The organism is Nocardia sp. NPDC001965, assembly GCF_053594175.1.
Genome location: NZ_JBSFDZ010000013.1, coordinates 1 through 16,057, shown reverse-complemented (window position 1 = coordinate 16,057; position 16,057 = coordinate 1). Strand labels below are relative to the sequence as shown.

At 68.3% G+C, this 16,057-nt stretch carries 14 protein-coding genes; 5 read left to right on the top strand and 9 right to left on the bottom strand.

Annotated elements, in window-relative coordinates; genetic code table 11:
- Nucleotides 1–3: 3 nt before the first annotated feature.
- Nucleotides 4–3,555 carry a DNA polymerase III subunit alpha gene (dnaE, locus tag ACWCPQ_RS19405; RefSeq protein ID WP_449900640.1) on the bottom strand — a complete coding sequence of 1,184 codons (3,552 nt, stop codon included), beginning with the start codon at nucleotides 3,553–3,555 and terminating at the stop codon, nucleotides 4–6.
- A gap of 246 nt (nucleotides 3,556–3,801) precedes the next feature.
- Here dnaE and ACWCPQ_RS19400 point away from each other — a divergent pair, with 246 nt between their 5' ends.
- Together ACWCPQ_RS19400 and ACWCPQ_RS19395 are read left to right on the top strand one after the other, a co-directional pair.
- Nucleotides 3,802–4,248 (top strand): hypothetical protein, encoded by a 447-nt coding sequence (locus tag ACWCPQ_RS19400; protein WP_449900638.1) that lies wholly within the window; start codon nucleotides 3,802–3,804, stop codon nucleotides 4,246–4,248.
- Between the two features lie 375 nt (nucleotides 4,249–4,623).
- Entirely contained in the window at nucleotides 4,624–5,796 is a 1,173-nt protein-coding gene (locus ACWCPQ_RS19395; RefSeq protein ID WP_449900635.1) for a sensor histidine kinase, read from the top strand.
- 104 nt (nucleotides 5,797–5,900) lie between these two features.
- Here ACWCPQ_RS19395 and ACWCPQ_RS19390 read toward each other — a convergent pair whose 3' ends face one another.
- From ACWCPQ_RS19390 to ACWCPQ_RS19360, 7 genes are all read right to left on the bottom strand, one after another.
- Nucleotides 5,901–7,535 carry a solute symporter family protein gene (locus ACWCPQ_RS19390; RefSeq protein WP_449900633.1) on the bottom strand — a complete coding sequence of 545 codons (1,635 nt, stop codon included), beginning with the start codon at nucleotides 7,533–7,535 and terminating at the stop codon, nucleotides 5,901–5,903.
- The gene (locus ACWCPQ_RS19385; RefSeq protein WP_449900630.1) at nucleotides 7,532–7,885 is read right to left on the bottom strand and encodes a DUF485 domain-containing protein; all 354 of its coding nucleotides are present in this window, start codon (nucleotides 7,883–7,885) and stop codon (nucleotides 7,532–7,534) included. Before ACWCPQ_RS19385 ends, ACWCPQ_RS19390 begins: the two co-directional genes overlap by 4 nt.
- 161 nt (nucleotides 7,886–8,046) lie before the next feature.
- A complete protein-coding gene (locus tag ACWCPQ_RS19380; RefSeq protein ID WP_449900627.1) occupies nucleotides 8,047–9,804 on the bottom strand; it encodes a sodium/solute symporter in 1,758 nt (585 codons plus the stop codon).
- A 39-nt stretch (nucleotides 9,805–9,843) separates the two neighbouring features.
- Nucleotides 9,844–10,212: a hypothetical protein gene (locus ACWCPQ_RS19375; RefSeq protein ID WP_449900625.1), complete on the bottom strand. Its 369-nt coding sequence runs from the start codon at nucleotides 10,210–10,212 to the stop codon at nucleotides 9,844–9,846.
- Entirely contained in the window at nucleotides 10,209–10,997 is a 789-nt protein-coding gene (locus ACWCPQ_RS19370; RefSeq protein ID WP_449900622.1) for a LytR/AlgR family response regulator transcription factor, read from the bottom strand. The genes ACWCPQ_RS19375 and ACWCPQ_RS19370 overlap by 4 nt, the downstream gene beginning before the upstream one ends.
- 46 nt (nucleotides 10,998–11,043) lie before the next feature.
- Nucleotides 11,044–11,505: a VOC family protein gene (locus tag ACWCPQ_RS19365; protein WP_449900620.1), complete on the bottom strand. Its 462-nt coding sequence runs from the start codon at nucleotides 11,503–11,505 to the stop codon at nucleotides 11,044–11,046.
- Nucleotides 11,506–11,594: 89 nt separating this feature from the next.
- Nucleotides 11,595–12,542: a hypothetical protein gene (locus ACWCPQ_RS19360; protein WP_449900617.1), complete on the bottom strand. Its 948-nt coding sequence runs from the start codon at nucleotides 12,540–12,542 to the stop codon at nucleotides 11,595–11,597.
- Between the two features lie 163 nt (nucleotides 12,543–12,705).
- On the opposite strand from ACWCPQ_RS19360, the gene lspA reads away from it, so the two are divergent.
- From lspA to ACWCPQ_RS19345, 3 genes are read left to right on the top strand one after another with little or no spacing between them, the layout of a single operon-like run.
- Nucleotides 12,706–13,488, top strand: coding sequence for a signal peptidase II (lspA, locus tag ACWCPQ_RS19355; RefSeq protein WP_449900615.1), 783 nt, complete (start codon nucleotides 12,706–12,708; stop codon nucleotides 13,486–13,488).
- The gene (locus ACWCPQ_RS19350) at nucleotides 13,485–14,411 is read left to right on the top strand and encodes an RluA family pseudouridine synthase (protein WP_449900613.1); all 927 of its coding nucleotides are present in this window, start codon (nucleotides 13,485–13,487) and stop codon (nucleotides 14,409–14,411) included. The genes lspA and ACWCPQ_RS19350 overlap by 4 nt, the downstream gene beginning before the upstream one ends.
- Nucleotides 14,412–14,416: 5 nt before the next feature.
- Nucleotides 14,417–15,109: a hypothetical protein gene (locus tag ACWCPQ_RS19345; protein ID WP_449900611.1), complete on the top strand. Its 693-nt coding sequence runs from the start codon at nucleotides 14,417–14,419 to the stop codon at nucleotides 15,107–15,109.
- Here the strand turns inward: ACWCPQ_RS19345 and ACWCPQ_RS19340 are convergent, their stop codons facing one another.
- Nucleotides 15,110–15,928 (bottom strand): PhzF family phenazine biosynthesis protein, encoded by an 819-nt coding sequence (locus tag ACWCPQ_RS19340; protein ID WP_449900609.1) that lies wholly within the window; start codon nucleotides 15,926–15,928, stop codon nucleotides 15,110–15,112.
- Nucleotides 15,929–16,057: the final 129 nt, after the last annotated feature.

Here is a 16,057-nt window from a genome sequence, read left to right as displayed (position 1 = left end):
CGCTCAGCTCGCCAGGCAGCCCGGGCCGAGCAGCGCCTTCAGATCACCCATGAGCGCCGACGAGGGCTCCACGCGCAGACTGTCGTCCAGTTTCAGCAGGGTGGTCTTCTCCCGGGCACCCACATGCCGGACGTGGACATCCGAAGTGCCCGGATGGCGCGACAGCACCCGCTTGAGTTCACCGATCTTGTCGGGTGTGCACATGCGGGTGGAGATGGTCACCGCCAATGGTTTCGCCACCCCGATCGCCGACAGATCCGGGACGGCGAGATCGTTGGCGATCAGCGAGATCCGGTCGTCCCGCATCGAGACCCGGGCCTTCACCAGTACGACAGCGTCCTCCACCACATCCATCCCGTACACGGAGTAGGCCTGCGGGAAGAACAACACCTCGATACCACCGGTGAGATCCTCGAGCTGGCACGAGGCCCAGGCCAGGCCGTTCTTGTTGATCCGGCGGTTCACCGAGGCGAGGATGCCGCCGACGGTGACCTGGGTGCCGTCCTTGATATCCCCCTCCAGAATCGTGGGGATCTGGGTATCGGCCTGGGCGGCGAGTACATGGTCCACCCCGTTGAGCGGATGACCGGATACATAGAGACCGAGCATCTCCCGCTCCAGCGCCAGGCGGTGTTTGCTCTCCCATTCGTCGTCGGGGACCTTCACATCGAAGACCGACGCCACCGAATCGGCGCCCTCGTCACCCATCCCGCCGAACAGATCGAACTGGCCGATGGCCTCGGCCTTCTTGGTGGACATGACGGCGTCGATCGCGTCGGAGTGCACCAGCAACAGCCCCTTGCGGGGATGGTTCAGCGAATCGAACGCACCGGCTTTGATGAGCGATTCGGTGACTTTCTTGGTGCAGGCCACGGTGTCGATCTTGTTCAGATAATCCGAGAAATCGGTGAACTTCGATTTCTCGGTGCGGGCGTTGATGATCGAGTTCACCACGTTCTGACCGACATTGCGCACCGCGCCCAGACCGAACCGGATATCGGCGCCGACCGAGGCGAAGTTGGTCTCCGATTCGTTCACGTCGGGCGGCAACACGGTGATACCGAGTTTGCGACAATCCGAGAGGTAGATCGCGGCCTTGTCCTTGTCGTCACCGACCGAGGTGAGCAGACCCGCCATATATTCGGCTTTGTAATTCGCCTTGAGATAGGCGGTCCAGAAGGAAACCAGCCCGTAGCCGGCGGCATGCGATTTGTTGAACGCGTAACCGGCGAACGGGAGAATGGTGTCCCACAATGCCTTGATGGCCGGTTTGGAGAAACCGTTCGATTGCATACCGGCTTCGAAGCCCTCGAATTCGGCTTCGAGCACCTCGGCTTTCTTCTTACCCATCGCGCGGCGCAGGATATCGGCTCGGCCGAGCGAATATCCGGCGACCTTCTGCGCGATCTGCATGATCTGTTCCTGATAGACGATCAGGCCGAAGGTATCGGCGAGAATCTCTTTCAGGGGCTCTTCCAGCTCGGGATGGATCGGCTTGACCTGTTGCCGGCCGTTCTTACGATCCGCGTAGTCGTTGTGCGCGTTCATGCCCATCGGCCCGGGGCGGTAGAGCGCGAGCACCGCGACGATGTCCTCGAAGCCGGTGGGCTGCATCCGGCGCAGCAGATCCCGCATGGCGCTGCCGTCGAGCTGGAAGACACCGAGAGTGTCACCGCGCGAGAGCAATTCGTAGGTGGCCGGATCGTCGAGCGGGAGATTGTCCATATCGAGGTCGATACCGCGGTTCGACGAGATGTTGTCGAGTGCGTCACCGATGACAGTGAGGTTGCGCAGGCCCAGGAAGTCCATCTTCAGCAGGCCGATGGCCTCACACGACGGATAGTCCCAGCCGGTGATGATGGCACCGTCCTGCGCCCGCTTCCACAGCGGAATCGCGTCCATCAGCGGCTCGGAGGACATGATGACCGCGCAGGCGTGCACGCCCGCATTGCGGATCAGGCCCTCGAGGCCGCGCGCGGTCTCGTAGATCTTCGCGACATCGGGATTGCTGCCGATGAGCTCACGGACCTCGGCGGCTTCCTTGTACCGCTCGTGCTCGGGATCCATGATCCCCGACAGCGGGATGTCCTTGGCCATGATCGGCGGCGGCAGCGCCTTGGAGATCTGGTCGGCGATGGCGAAACCGGGCTGGCCGAACTGGACTCGCGCGGAGTCCTTGATGGCGGCCTTCGTCTTGATCGTTCCGAACGTGATGACCTGGGCCACCCGGTCGCTGCCCCAGCGGTCCGTCGCGTAGCGCACCATCTCGCCGCGACGGCGATCGTCGAAGTCGATATCGATATCGGGCATCGACACGCGTTCGGGATTGAGGAAGCGCTCGAACAGCAGCCCGTGCGGAATGGGGTCGATATTGGTGATCCCCATCGCGTAGGCGACCAGCGAACCGGCCGCCGACCCGCGCCCCGGACCGACCCGGATACCGACCTCGCGGGCGTGGTTGATCAGGTCACCGACCACCAGGAAGTAGGCCGGGAAACCCATTTCGATGATGACATCGAGCTCGAACTCGGCACGTTCGACGTATTCGCGCGGCACCCCGCTCGGGAACCGGCGTTCCAGGCCGCGGTGCACTTCCTTGCGCAACCAGCCGGACTGATCCTCGCCTTCGGGCACCGGGAAGACCGGCATCCGGTCCCGGTGCTCCCACACCTCGGCGTAGGACTGGACCCGCTCCCCGATCCAGACGGTGTTGTCGCAGGCACCGGGAATCTCCGCGTCCCACAGGGCGCGCATCTCGTCGGCGGATTTCAGGTAGTAGCCGTCACCGTCGAATTTGAACCGGGTGGGATCGGACAGGGTCTTACCGGTCTGGACGCACAGCAGTGCCTCGTGGTTGCGCGCGTGTTCCTTGGTGACGTAATGGCAGTCGTTGGTGGCCAGGGGCGGAATGTCGAGCGCCCGGCCGACCTCGATCAGGCCCTGACGGACCCGGGTCTCGATGGACAGACCGTGATCCATCACCTCGAGGAAGAAATTGTCGCGGCCGAAGATCTCCTGCCATTTGGCGGCGGCCTCGAGCGCCTCCCGCTCGTGCCCCAGCCGCAACCGGGTCTGCACCTCGCCCGACGGGCAGCCGGTGGTGGCGATGATGCCCTCGGCGTGCGCGGCGATGAGCTCCTCGTCCATCCGCGCCCATTTGCCGAGCTGGCCCTCGATACTGGCCAGCGAGGACAGTTTGAACAGGTTCCGCAGGCCGGTCGCGTTCTCCGCGACCATGGTCATATGGGTGTAGGCGCCGGAACCGGATACATCGTCGCTCTTCTGCCCGGGATCGCCCCACTGGATGCGCTTGGTGTCGAAGCGGGAGCCGGGCGCGATATAGGCCTCGATGCCGATGATCGGCTTGATCCCGGCCTTCTTCGCCGAATGGTAGAACTCGGCCGCGCCGTACATATTGCCGTGGTCGGTCATACCCACCGCGGTCATTCCCAGCCGGTCGGCCTCCGCGAACAGCGGCGATATCTTGGCGGCACCGTCGAGCATCGAGTACTCGGTGTGGTTGTGCAGATGAACGAATCCGGACGAGGCGGCCAAGATCTGTCCTTCCTCCCAATGGCTCGGCGGGGGTTGGTGTAGCGAGTTTATGCGCACGGTCCGACCGCTTCGGCGCCGGATGGGCGTGCCCGCGGGGCCCGGGCGTGTCGTACCGGACGCCGGGCGCGGGAAACCGATTCTGCCACCGGCACGCTCGGCCACTGGTAGGGTCGTGCCGCGTCACGTCCGGCGGACGACCGCCCCACGATCGACCCGCAAGTGCACGATCGACCAGCGAGGTGAACGATGACTGCACGTACGACCGCACTCGCGCTGCCCGCCGCCGCGGTGCTGGCGGTGGGAACGCTGGCGGCCACCGCCGCGCCCGCCGCGGCCGACGGTGGTTCGTTCCAGACCCTCTACTCCCTCACCGACGGTCCGTGTGTGGCCCAGGTCGATACTTCGGTCAACGGCCCCGGCTATCCCGAGCACGCGTCGTTCACCGTCTCGACCATCATGTTCGGCGTGGGTTCGTGCAGCCTGCCGATCACGCTGAACTGGCGCAATCTCGACACCGGCGAGACCGGGTCGACCACCCGGACCGCGAACGGTCCCGGCCACTGGATGAACGACGGCCGCTCGGCGCTGTTCCATCCCGGGATCGGCCGCTTCACCGCGACCGTCACCGTCGGCGCGGCCCATCTGCCGGAATCGGGGTCCGTGGACTTCGTCGTCGAGAAATACCAGGGGTGATCACCGGCCCTCGTAGCGCGCATCCGGCCCGTTCGGCGTGATCGGCGCCCGGCGGCCCCGACAACTGTTTCCTCGACCTCCCACCACCCGGCACGACAGTGCTACCGGGTTCTCGACCTCGGCTCGCCGGTGCGGGCCGGTCATCGCTTCCGGAGAAGGTTTCTCACGGCAATGGCGGTTGCCGCGGGAAGCGTGAGACGATGGCCGGCCCACACCGGCGAGCCGGAACGGCGGAACCGGGGCGATCGCGGATGTCCCCGAGTCGGCTCGTAGCATCTGCCCGGGTCACGATGGTCTCCGGTGCGGCGCGCGGATGACCGCCGGACCCGCGATCGGGACAGCGGCGGGTAAGGCCGGGACGGGACGGGAGCAGCGATGACCGCGACCTTGCTCACCGTATTCGCCGCGGCGGTACCGATCGCCGCGGCACTGCTGATCTGGGCCCGGCCCCGGCGGATGGTCACCACCCCCGCAGAACGGGCGGTACACGCCGCATTGCATACCGCTTCCCTGGCGGCCCGCCCGCTGCGCCGGGGGCTCACCCGGGAGTCCGCGCACGAAGCCGCGCCGCATCTGCGGGCCCTGGTCGGGGCCGAAGGTCTCGGGGTGAGCGATCCCGAGGGCGAACTGCTCGCCTGGGACGGCAGCCACGAGATCCTGGCCGCCGAGTTCACCGGGACGGCCCGGCGGGCCGTCGGGGCGCAGCGGCCGGTGCTGGCGCATCTGCCCGATACCGACCATCCGGGACGTACTCTGGTCACCCAGCCGCTGCTCAGCGACAGCGGTGCCATCGTCGGCGCGCTGGGAATGGTCACCGGGAACCGGCCCGGGCCCGGTGCGCTCGGAGCGCTGGCCGAAGTCGCCCGGTACGTCTGCGGTCAACTGGAACTGGCCGAACTCGACGCGTCCCGCGCCCGGCTCGATCGCGCCGAGGTGCGCGCGCTCCGGGCACAGATCAGCCCGCATTTCATCTACAACGCGCTGAACACCATCGCCTCGTTCGTCCGCACCGATCCCGACCGGGCCCGTGAACTCGTGCTGGATTTCGCCGATTTCACCCGGTATTCGTTCCGCGACGCCGGGGAATACACGGTGCTGGCCGACGAACTCAGCAATATCGAACGGTATCTCGAACTCGAACGTGCCCGATTCGGGCCGGCCCTGCAGGTACGGCTGCGGATCGCCCCCGAGGTGCTCGGCGTGACGTTGCCCTTCCTGGCCTTACAACCGCTGGTGGAGAATGCTGTCCGGCACGGATTGGCGGCCACGCCCGGCGGCGGCACGGTCACCATCGAGGCCCACGATGCCGGTACCGACTGTGTACTGAGCGTGGAGGACGACGGTGCCGGTATGGACCCCGATCTGCTGCGGTCCGGTGCGCCGGGGGCGGGCGCCACCGACGGTGCGCATATCGGATTGGCGAATGTCGACGACCGGTTACGCGCCGCTTTCGGCAACGATTACGGCCTGGTCGTGGACACCGCTCCCGGGGCTGGAACGAAAGTGAGCATGCGGGTGCCCAAGTTCCGCCCCGGTATCCGGCCGTGACACCGAAACGGCCGGGCCCCGCTCACCCTCACAGAGCGGGGACCGGCCGGCCTGCACCAGGATTCGGTCCCGGATACCGCCACCACGGCATCCGGGACCGGATTTCAGTGCACGACCGCTTTCTCGGCGCCGACGCCGGTCAGCGCCCGCACCTCCATTTCCGCGGCCTTCGCCGGGTCCTCGCTGTCCTTGCCGCCCAGGTAGGTGCCGACGATGCCGAGCACGAACGCCAGCGGGATGGATACGATCCCCGGGTTGGACAGCGGGAACCAGTCGAAATCGAGGTCCGGCAGCATCGCCGTCGAGGAGCCGGAAACCGCCGGGGAGAAGACGATCAGCACGATGGTGGAGATCAGCCCGCCGTACATGCTGAACAGCGCGCCGGTGGTGTTGAAACGACGCCAGAACAGCGAGTACAGGATCGTCGGCAGATTCGCCGAAGCGGCGACCGCGAAGGCCAGGGCCACCAGAAAGGCGATGTTCTGGCCGTTGGCCAGGATGCCCAGTGCGATGGCCAGGATCCCGATCACCACCGCGGTGATCCGGGAGACCCGGACCTGCGCGGCGTCGTCGGCCTTTCCGCGCCGGATGACATTGGCGTAGATATCGTGTGCGAACGACGCCGACGCGGTGATCGTGAGACCGGCTACGACCGCGAGAATGGTCGCGAACGCCACGGCCGAGATGATGCCCAGCAGGACGACTCCACCCAGTTCGAAGGCCAGCAGCGGGGCCGCGGCATTCTGCCCACCGGCCGCGCCGAGGATGCGATCCGGTCCGACGATCGCGGCCGCGCCGTAGCCGAGCACCAGGGTGAACAGGTAGAAGGCGCCGATCAACGCGATCGCCCAGACCACCGAGCGCCGCGCTTCCTTTGCCGTCGGCACCGTGTAGAACCGCATGAGCACATGCGGCAGACCCGCCGTGCCCAGGACCAGCGCCAAGCCGAGCGAGACGAAGTTCAGTTTCGACATCTCGGTCCCGCCGTACTGCGCGCCGGGCGCCAGTACATCGCGGGCGGCGACCTTCGCGTTCTCGGAACCGCCGATCGCACTCTGCGCCCCGGACAGGATCTCCGACGGGTCGAAACCGAATTTCGCCAGCACCATCACGGTCATCACCGCGGCGCCCGCGATGAGCAGCACCGCTTTGATGATCTGCACCCAGGTGGTGCCCTTCATCCCGCCGACCAGTACGTACACGATCATCAGCACCCCGACCACCGCGATCACCACGGCCTGGCCGGTCTTACTGGATACATCCAGCAGCAGCGCCACCAGGCCACCGGCGCCGGCCATCTGAGCGAGCAGATAGAACAGCGAGACCGCCAGGGTGCTGATCGCGGCCGCGGTCCGCACCGGCCGCTGCTTCAACCGGAAACTCAGCACATCGGCCATGGTGAATTTGCCGGTGTTGCGCAGCATCTCGGCTACCAGCAGCAGAGCGACCAGCCAGGCGACCAGGAACCCGATCGAGTACAGGAAGCCGTCGTAGCCGTAGACCGCGATGGCTCCGGCGATCCCGAGGAAGCTCGCCGCGGACAGATAGTCACCCGCGATGGCGATACCGTTCTGCGGCCCGGTGAAACCACGGCCACCGGTGAAATAGTCGGTGGCACCGGAGGTATTGCGGCCGGCCCAGAACACCACCACCATGGTGACCAGGACGAACGCCGCGAAGATGGCGATATTGGCAACCGGGTTGCCGACCGTGGCGTCGGCGGCGTACAGCGAGTTCACGACCGATCTCCTTCCAGTTCGGCGCGCAGCGCGGCGGCCCGCGGGTCCAGTTCCCGGTTGGCGAACCGGACGTAGAGCCCGGTGATCACGAAGGTCGAGACGAACTGGCCCAGCCCGAGCAACAGTCCGATATTGATCTCACCGAATACCGGGGTGGCCATGAAATCGTGCGCGTAGGCGCCGAGCAGGACATAGCCGAGGTACCAGAGCAGAAACAACGCGGCCATGGGGAAAATGAAGCGGCGCAGCCGGTTACGGAGTTCCTGGAACTCCGGACTGTGTTGCGCGGCGACGAAATCGGGCGGCGGGTCGGCCCGCCCGTCGCTGGTGTCGAGATCGATTTCGGTCATGCCGGGTCCCTCATCATGTGACGTGTATTACCTGTGCAGAAGGTAGCGGCCCCACAGCCTTTCGGAACCCCTGTGACGACGGTCACTCGGTAGAGGTGGGTAAGTGTGCGGTGAGCGGTCGCCGTGCCGCGACGAACGGTCCGGCGCGACGGGTCCGATGATCAGTCCGGCCGGTGTCCCGGCACCCGGTCCGCACCCATTCCCAGCCGCTCCGGGGCGTGCATCCGGACGAATGCCCGGCGCACTCCCGGTGACCCCGGAGTCCAGCGGCTGACCAGCACCATCGTCCCGAAGGCCAGCGGGACCGCGACCGCCGCGGGATAACCGAGCAGCGCCGCGGGCCACCCGCCCGCCAATCCGTCGGAAACCCCGCCCAGCACCGAGACCAGCGTCGCCGCACCAGCCACGACTCCACCGGCCGTCAGCCCGGCCGCCGCACCCGCCGCCGTGAGACCCCGCCACCAGATCCCCAGTACGAGTAGCGGGCACAGCGTCGCGGCCGCGAGCGAGAAGGCCAACCCCACGGTGCGGGACAGGTCCAGCGAGACCACACCCAGCGACAGGGCCAGCGGTACCGCCCCCGCGACCACCGCGCCGACCCGGAAGTCGCGGATCCGCCCGCGCAGCACATCCGTGCTCAGCACACCCGCGATGCTCACCACCAGCCCCGACGATGTCGACAGGAAGGCCGCCATGGCACCCGCCGCCACCAGCGCCGCCAGCAGTTGCCCCGGCAACCCGGCCAGCGCGGACGAGGGCAGTAACAGCACTGCCGCGTCGGAGGTTCCGGTGATCAGCAGCTGCGGGACGTAGAGCCGGGCGAAGATACCGAGCAGTACCGGAAACAGATAGAAGGTCCCGACCAGGGCGATCACCGCGACCGCCGTGGACCGGGCCGCCCGGCCGTCACTATTGGTGTAGAACCGCACCAGCACATGCGGTAATCCCATGGTGCCCAGGAAGGTCGCGATGATCAGCGAATACACCTGATATCGCGGATGGGGCCCGGCGAAGCCGCCACCGGGTAACAGCCAGTGCGCCCCGTCGGCCGGAGCTCCGGCCACCACCGGCACGGCCGCACCCGGTTCGAGGACGAGCCGGGTATCCCGGTCCAGTCGATGCGTACCCGCCGACAGCAGTACCGGCCCGTCCACCCCGCGGTCGTCCAGCACTCCGTGCACCGCCGCCCACTGCGGGGCAGCCAACTGCACGACCACCGGTGTGGTCACCTCGACCGTGGTCTGTTCGCTCACCGTCGGCGGTGCCGGGGCGCCGAGTTCGCGATCCCCGTCCGGCCGGTCGGCCGCGAAGAAGTGCACCAGCAGGACGAGCGTCGGCAGCGCCACGGCGGTCAGTTTCAGCCAGTACTGGAAGGCTTGCACGAGAGTTATCGACCGCATGCCCCCGGACACGACATTGGCCACCACGATCACCGCCACCGCGACCGCACCCACCCAGCCCGGCACCCCGAGCAGAATACGCAGTGTGAGCCCGGCCCCCTGGAACTGCGGGATCACATACACCGCGCACACCAGCACCACCACCACGGCGGCGAGCCGCCGTAACCGCGATGAACCCCACCGGAACTCGGCGAAATCGGGCACGGTGTAGGCGCCGGAGCGGCGCAGCGGGGCGGCCACGAAGAGCAGCAGCGCCAGATACCCCGCGGTGAACCCCACCGGATACCACAGCGCGTCGGCACCGTATTTGGCGATCAAACCCGCCACTCCGAGAAACGAGGCGGCCGAGAGATATTCACCCGAGACCGCCGCGGCGTTCCACCGCGGCCCCACACTGCGCGAGGCCACCAGGAAATCGGAGGTGGTACGCGCCCAGCGCACCCCGTACACCCCGAGGAACACGGTCGCCGACGCCGCGGCGAGCAGCGCCGCCACCGTCAGACCGGACGCGTTCACCACTGCGGCCCGCGCATCCGCTGCGGCACCGGCGGGACCTGCTCAATCACCGGTGAGCTCGAGGAAATCGTTCTCATTGCGTTCGGACAGCCGCACGTACACCCGGCCGGTCAGCCACAACAGCGGGTAGGCGGCACCGCCCAGCGCCAGCCACGGCAGCCGGATACCCAGGACCACGGTCTCGGCCACCGCCGTCACCCCGAACAGCAGCGGTAGCGCCGCCAGGAGCAGAGCGATCACCAGCCCGCAGCTCAGGGCCAGCCCCAGCTGCGCGCGGATCAGCCCGCCGATCAGGGCTTCCCCTATCTCGGTCTGCTCGGCGACCTCCACCCGGGTCCGGACCGGGCGCGCGCCGCGCCGTTCGGCGAGCACCACCCGGCGACGCGGCGGTCGCGGTGCGGGGCCGATCATCGCCGATCCGGCGCCGGATGCGGTCCGTGCACCAGCCGCTGTTTGAGTTCACGCACCTGCCGGCGGCTCACCGGCAGTTCCACCCGCTGTGCCCCGCGCAGACAGACCAGCGTGCCCGACCCCACCGCCCGCAGTCCGGTCACCCGGCCGAGCGCTACGAGATAGGAGCGGTGCACTCGCAGGAAATCGTCGTGCCAGCGTTCCTGCAACGCCGAGAGCGGAATACGCACCAGATGGGAGCCGGTATCGGTGTGCAGCCGGGCGTAATCGCCCTCGGCCTCCACCCAGTTCACCTGCGATCGGTGCACCAGCGTGGTGACACCGCCCAGTTCGACCGGAATGACCTCGTGGTTGCCGCCCGGATCCGGTCCCGGACCGGGTTCGGTGCGGGCACGGCGTTCGGCGATCCGCCGCACGGCGGCGGCGAGACGCTGCTGCCGCACCGGTTTGAGGAGATAATCGACGGCACCCAGGTCGAACGCGGCGACCGCGTGGTCCTCGTGCGCCGTGACGAAGACGATCGCCGGTGGGTTGACGAATTCGGCGAGCACACCCGCCAGTTCCATCCCGTTCAGACCCGGCATGTTGATATCCAGGAAGACCGCGTCCGCCCCGTGCGCGCGCAGTATCCGCAGCGCACCGGTCGCGTCGGCGGCGCCGTGCAGTTCGCTCACGGCGGGCTCGGCGCGCAGCAGATAGAGCAGCTCGTCCAGCGCCGGCTGCTCGTCGTCCACGGCCAGCACCCGCATCACGCCAGACCCTTCCTGCTTCTTCGACTCGACCATGGTAGTCATCGGGGCCGGGCCGCGGGTCCGGTACTGCCGTTCCCGGTCAGGATCCCAGCTGGTCCATCCGCCGCTGCATCTCCTCGGGCTCGATATCCTCGACGTGGGTCGCCACGGTCCACTGATGGCCCCACGGGTCCACGAACGCGGCCGTCCGGTCGCCGTAGAACTGGGTTTCCGGAGCGCTGATCTCGGTGGCGCCCCCGGCGAGCGCGGCGGCGTGGGCGGCGTCCATATCCGGGACGTAGACATAGAGATTGACCGGGGTACCGCCGATCGAATGCGGATCCCGGAACGCCATATCCGGCGCCGGGTCGCCCAGCATCAGCACCGAATTGCCGATCAGGAGCTCACAGTGCATGACGGTGCCGCCGGGCCCCGGTATCCGCATCCGCTCGGTGGCCCCCAGCACCCGTTTGTAGAACTCCACCGCGTCCGCGGCACCGGCAACGGCCAGACCCGGGGAAATAGTCGGATAGCCGTCGGGAACGGGAGAAACATCGGACATCACACGACCTCCGGTTTCGGGGTGGTTCGTCGGACAGTGTCGAGCCTATGCCCGGCCACCGCCGCCGGGGCCCGATCCGACGCCCGCTGTCAGTCGCCCCAGCTGACGTTCGTCTCGATGACCTGACGCAATACCGTCGAGGTCCGCGGGTCACGGTAGGACTGGTGGCCGCCGATCGAGATCGATCCCGCGACCGGCAGCGGCAACCCGAGATCCACGGTGATATCGCCGTTGCCCTGCATCGCGTAGTCCTCGATATCGAGCGTGCCGGCCTCGTTCGGGAGGTCCCAGATACTGGATTTCGGCGTCTGGGTGACGTCGAGGTGGATGGACAACCGCCCGCCGTCCCGGTCCACCAGAGTGGCGGTGGTGACCTGGTCGAGGTCCACGCCGCCGCCGACGGTCTGCTGGACCCGCCACACCGCCCCCACCCCGACCGGTTCGTCGGGGAAGGTGACGGATCGGTAGACGGCCTGGTAGAAAGCCTGCTCCAGGGCGGCTCGCGCCGAATTCGAGGTATCCGGCGCGGGAGCCAGGCGCAGCGCCGTGATACCACCGAGTTCGCTCATCTCGAAACCGGCATGCGTACCGTCGGCGGCGGTCAGCGCCTCCGAAAGGGCCGGATCCGGGGTCGTCACCGAGCCCAGGGTGAGCTCCACCCCGCCGGAATCGGTGGTGGCGGTCATCGGGATGGTCAGCGACGGACTGGAGAAATCGCGTACCTGCTGGGAATCGATCTGCTGCTGGATCCGGTGATCGGTGCGCAGCGTCACCGCCTGGATCGTGCCGTTGTAGTAGGAGGGCCGCAGCATGGACCGCGGCTCCTCGCCGGGATCCACGGTCGTCACCGCGGCCGCAGCGATCGGTACCGTGACCTCGTTACCTATCCCCAGCGGTTCGGTGCCGTCGGCGTCGCCCCCCGCGTCGCCGCCGTCGCTGCAGCCGGAACCGAAAGCGGTGAGCCCTACCGCGAGAACCACCATCAGCACTCTGGACCGCGCCAGCCGGGGCGTGGGAAACGAACACAACACCGTCACGACCGACAGCCTACGAGGCGTACCTGAGCGTGGGCTGGGACATCGCCCGAACTTCGGGCAAGGGCCCCGGACACCCGCGGCGCCCGGCCGCGACCCGCCGCGGCGACCGGCCCGGCCGGGTATGCGCGGGTGCCCACGCTACTGCGTGGATACACCTCGAGAGATGATGGTCGGCGTGAGTGAGGACCGGCCTACGCCAGAGCAGGACCCCGACGACCGCCCCGGCGGGACCGCCGCCCAGCCCCGGCAGCGCCTCCGGCTACTGCTGCTGGTCGCCGCGACACTGTTCGCGCTCGACCTGATCACCAAGGTGATCGTGGTCGCGCGGATACGGCCCGGCGAACCGGTTTCGGTCATCGGCGACGTCGTCGAACTCGTCCTGATACGCAACCCGGGGGCGGCGTTCTCCATGGCCACCGGGATGACGTGGCTGCTGACCCTGATCGCCGCGGCGGTGGTGATCGGGGTGCTGCGTATCGGCCGCACGCTGCGCTCGCCGCTGTGGGCCATCGGTCTCGGCGGGGTGCTCGGTGGTGCGCTCGGCAACCTGATGGACCGGCTGTTCCGGGCGCCCGGACCGCTGCAGGGCCATGTGGTGGATTTCGTCTCGGTCGGCTGGTGGCCGGTGTTCAACGTGGCCGATTCGTCGATCGTCTGCGGGGCGATCCTGCTCGTGGCCCTGACCGTCTTCGGTTACGAACCGGACGGCACCCGGTACAAGGACAAGGCCGCCGCGGACGCGGCCGCCGGCGGACCGGCCGGGGACACCGCGCCGGATCCGGCCGCGGACCCCGGCCGGGACGGATCCACCGGCGACACCACGCCGGAGGCCGCCGCACCGGGATCCGCCCCGGCCGGAGCCGAGACGAGTACCACGACGGGCCCGGTCCCGGGCGATACCGCCGGCCCGGCCGCTACCGCCGACGGCAAGGAGACCGCCGCATGAGAGAGACCAGGACGATGCCCGTACCCGACGGCCTCGACGGGATGCGGGTGGACGCCGGCCTCGCCCGGCTGCTCGGACTGTCGCGGACCGCGGTCGCGGCCATGGCCGAGGACGGATCGGTGCATCTCGACGGCACAGCCGCCGGGAAATCCGACCGGCTCACCGCCGGCGCCTGGCTCGAAGTGGTGTTCCCCGAACCCCGGCGCGAGCTGAGCATCGAAGCCGAACCGGTCGAAGGTATGAAGATCCTCTACGCCGACGACGATATCGTCGCCGTCGACAAACCGGTCGGCGTGGCCGCGCACACCGGGGTCGGCTGGACCGGCCCGACCGTGGTCGGCGGACTGGCCGCGGCAGGCTACCGGATCTCCACATCCGGCGCCCACGAACGCCAGGGGATCGTGCACCGCCTCGATGTCGGCACCTCGGGAGTGATGGTGGTGGCGCAGTCCGAACACGCCTACACCGTGCTCAAACGCGCGTTCAAACAGCGCACCGTGGACAAGCGATATCACGCCCTGGTCCAAGGCCATCCCGATCCCAGCAGCGGCACCATCGACGCCCCCATCGGCCGGGCCCGGGGCAACGACTGGAAGTTCGCGGTCACCTCCGACGGCCGGCCCAGCGTCACCCACTACGACACGGTGGAAGCGTTCCAGGCGGCGAGCCTGCTCGATATCCATCTGGAAACCGGCCGCACCCATCAGATCCGGGTGCATTTCTCCGCCGTCCGCCATCCGTGCTGCGGCGATCTCACCTACGGCGCCGACCCCCGGCTCGCCGAACGGCTCGGACTGCAACGTCAATGGCTACATGCCCGGTCGCTGGGCTTCCAGCATCCCGCGGACGGCCGCTACCTCGAGATCACCAGCGAATACCCGGACGATCTCACGAACGCGCTCCGCGTCCTGCGCGACGCCTGACCCGAATGCCCGAGGCACCCGCACCGACCGGGCCCCGCCGCATCGGCCGGGGCCTTGCCTTCGGCGCGGCCGCGGCGGCGTGCGGCGTCCTCGTCGTCGCACTGGGATATCTGATCCCACCCGCGGAGCCGGTGGTGTCCACCGACCGCCTCGGACCCGACCAGGGCGAAACCGTCACCGGTTATCTCGACCGGGCGCACGAAACGCTGACCGGACCGGACGACGGCGACCGGTGGGCGCTGGTGTCGTTCACCGGGTACCGTCCGGCCGCCGGCCTCCGCGAGCAGGTGGGCGATATTCGGATCGGACAGGCGCTCTACCAGGTACCGCTGCCTCGCGTCGCGACCCCGCTGACCGCGGTCCCGACACCCGACTCCGATATCGCGCTGCGCCGGTCGGGCGCCGATGCCGCCTGGCAGCTGGCCGATCGACGCGGTTACGTCGGCGGCGAACGCGCGGCCCAGGTCCTGGACGTGACCGTCGCACGCCTACGCGACGGCTGCGCGTGCTCCCCCGGTGTCGTCGTCCGGGCCCCGCTGTCCCGGTTGCGCGAACTGGCCGGCCGCCCCGGAATCCACGCGGTCGAGGCCCTGCCCGCCGACGCCGTAGCCGGACGATTCGCTGTCGGACCCCTGCTCCCCGACAGCACCGACCCGGTCGGACCGCAACCCGACGACGGCCCGGTCCCACCGGCCTGATCAGAAGTCCAGCGTCACCACACCGTCCAGATACCGATGACAGCGACCGGTCAGCAATACCCGGTCACCGGCCAGCTCCACCCCCAGCGACCCACCCCGGCGCGACAACTGGCGAGCAGTCAACCGTGTCCGGCCCAGTTCGGCCGCCCACAGCGGGGCCAACTGCGCATGCGCGGAACCGGTCACCGGATCCTCCGGCACCCCGACCCCGGGCGCGAAGAAGCGCGAAACGAAATCCACCTCGTCACCCCGCGCGGTCACCACCACACCGCGCTGCACCTTCGGGAACGCGCTCAACGTCGGCGCCAGCTCCCGCACCTGCCGTTCGCTGTCCACCACCACGACCACATCCGCCCCGGAATAAACTCGCACCGGCTCGACCCCCAGCGCCGCCACCAGCACCTCGTCCGGTTCGGCGGGGTCCGACGCGACCACCGGCAGATCCAGCACGTACTCGTCGTCATCCGTGCGATCCACCCGCAACCAGCCACTGTGGGTGAAGAAACTCACCCGATCCTCGCCCGGCTGGATATCGCAGAGAATATGCGCCGCCGTCGCCAGCGTGGCATGCCCGCACATCACCACCTCGGTCATCGGGGTGAACCAGCGCAGGTGATAGGCGGGCCAGCTGCCCGGCGGCGGCCCGGCCTCCGGGGGTAACCGAGAGGTATAGAAGGCCGTCTCCGCGAGATTGTTCTCCTCGGCCAGCTGTTGCAGCACGGTATCGGGCAACCACGTGGGCAACGGCATCACCGCCGCCGGGTTACCGGAGAACGGTGCGTCGGCGAACGCGTCGATCTGGTGCAACAGTACCTCCATGCCACGAAGGTACTGTGTTTTTTTGCGGCGCCTTCGGCGCCGCGGGGTCGGGGCCCTCGTGACCCCGGTTCTTCACTCCTGCGCTCCTCCGCTTCGCTCCCCCGCTCCGTCGCTCCAGAACCGGGGCGG

Coding starts and splice junctions, on each gene's coding strand:
- ACWCPQ_RS19400 (WP_449900638.1), top strand. CDS start 3,802: ATGACTGCACGTACGACCGCACTCGCGCTGCCCGCCGCCGCGGTGCTG.
- ACWCPQ_RS19395 (WP_449900635.1), top strand. CDS start 4,624: ATGACCGCGACCTTGCTCACCGTATTCGCCGCGGCGGTACCGATCGCC.
- ACWCPQ_RS19385 (WP_449900630.1), bottom strand. CDS start 7,885: ATGACCGAAATCGATCTCGACACCAGCGACGGGCGGGCCGACCCGCCG.
- ACWCPQ_RS19375 (WP_449900625.1), bottom strand. CDS start 10,212: ATGATCGGCCCCGCACCGCGACCGCCGCGTCGCCGGGTGGTGCTCGCC.
- ACWCPQ_RS19370 (WP_449900622.1), bottom strand. CDS start 10,997: ATGGTCGAGTCGAAGAAGCAGGAAGGGTCTGGCGTGATGCGGGTGCTG.
- ACWCPQ_RS19365 (WP_449900620.1), bottom strand. CDS start 11,505: ATGTCCGATGTTTCTCCCGTTCCCGACGGCTATCCGACTATTTCCCCG.
- lspA (WP_449900615.1), top strand. CDS start 12,706: ATGATGGTCGGCGTGAGTGAGGACCGGCCTACGCCAGAGCAGGACCCC.
- ACWCPQ_RS19350 (WP_449900613.1), top strand. CDS start 13,485: ATGAGAGAGACCAGGACGATGCCCGTACCCGACGGCCTCGACGGGATG.
- ACWCPQ_RS19345 (WP_449900611.1), top strand. CDS start 14,417: ATGCCCGAGGCACCCGCACCGACCGGGCCCCGCCGCATCGGCCGGGGC.
- ACWCPQ_RS19340 (WP_449900609.1), bottom strand. CDS start 15,928: ATGGAGGTACTGTTGCACCAGATCGACGCGTTCGCCGACGCACCGTTC.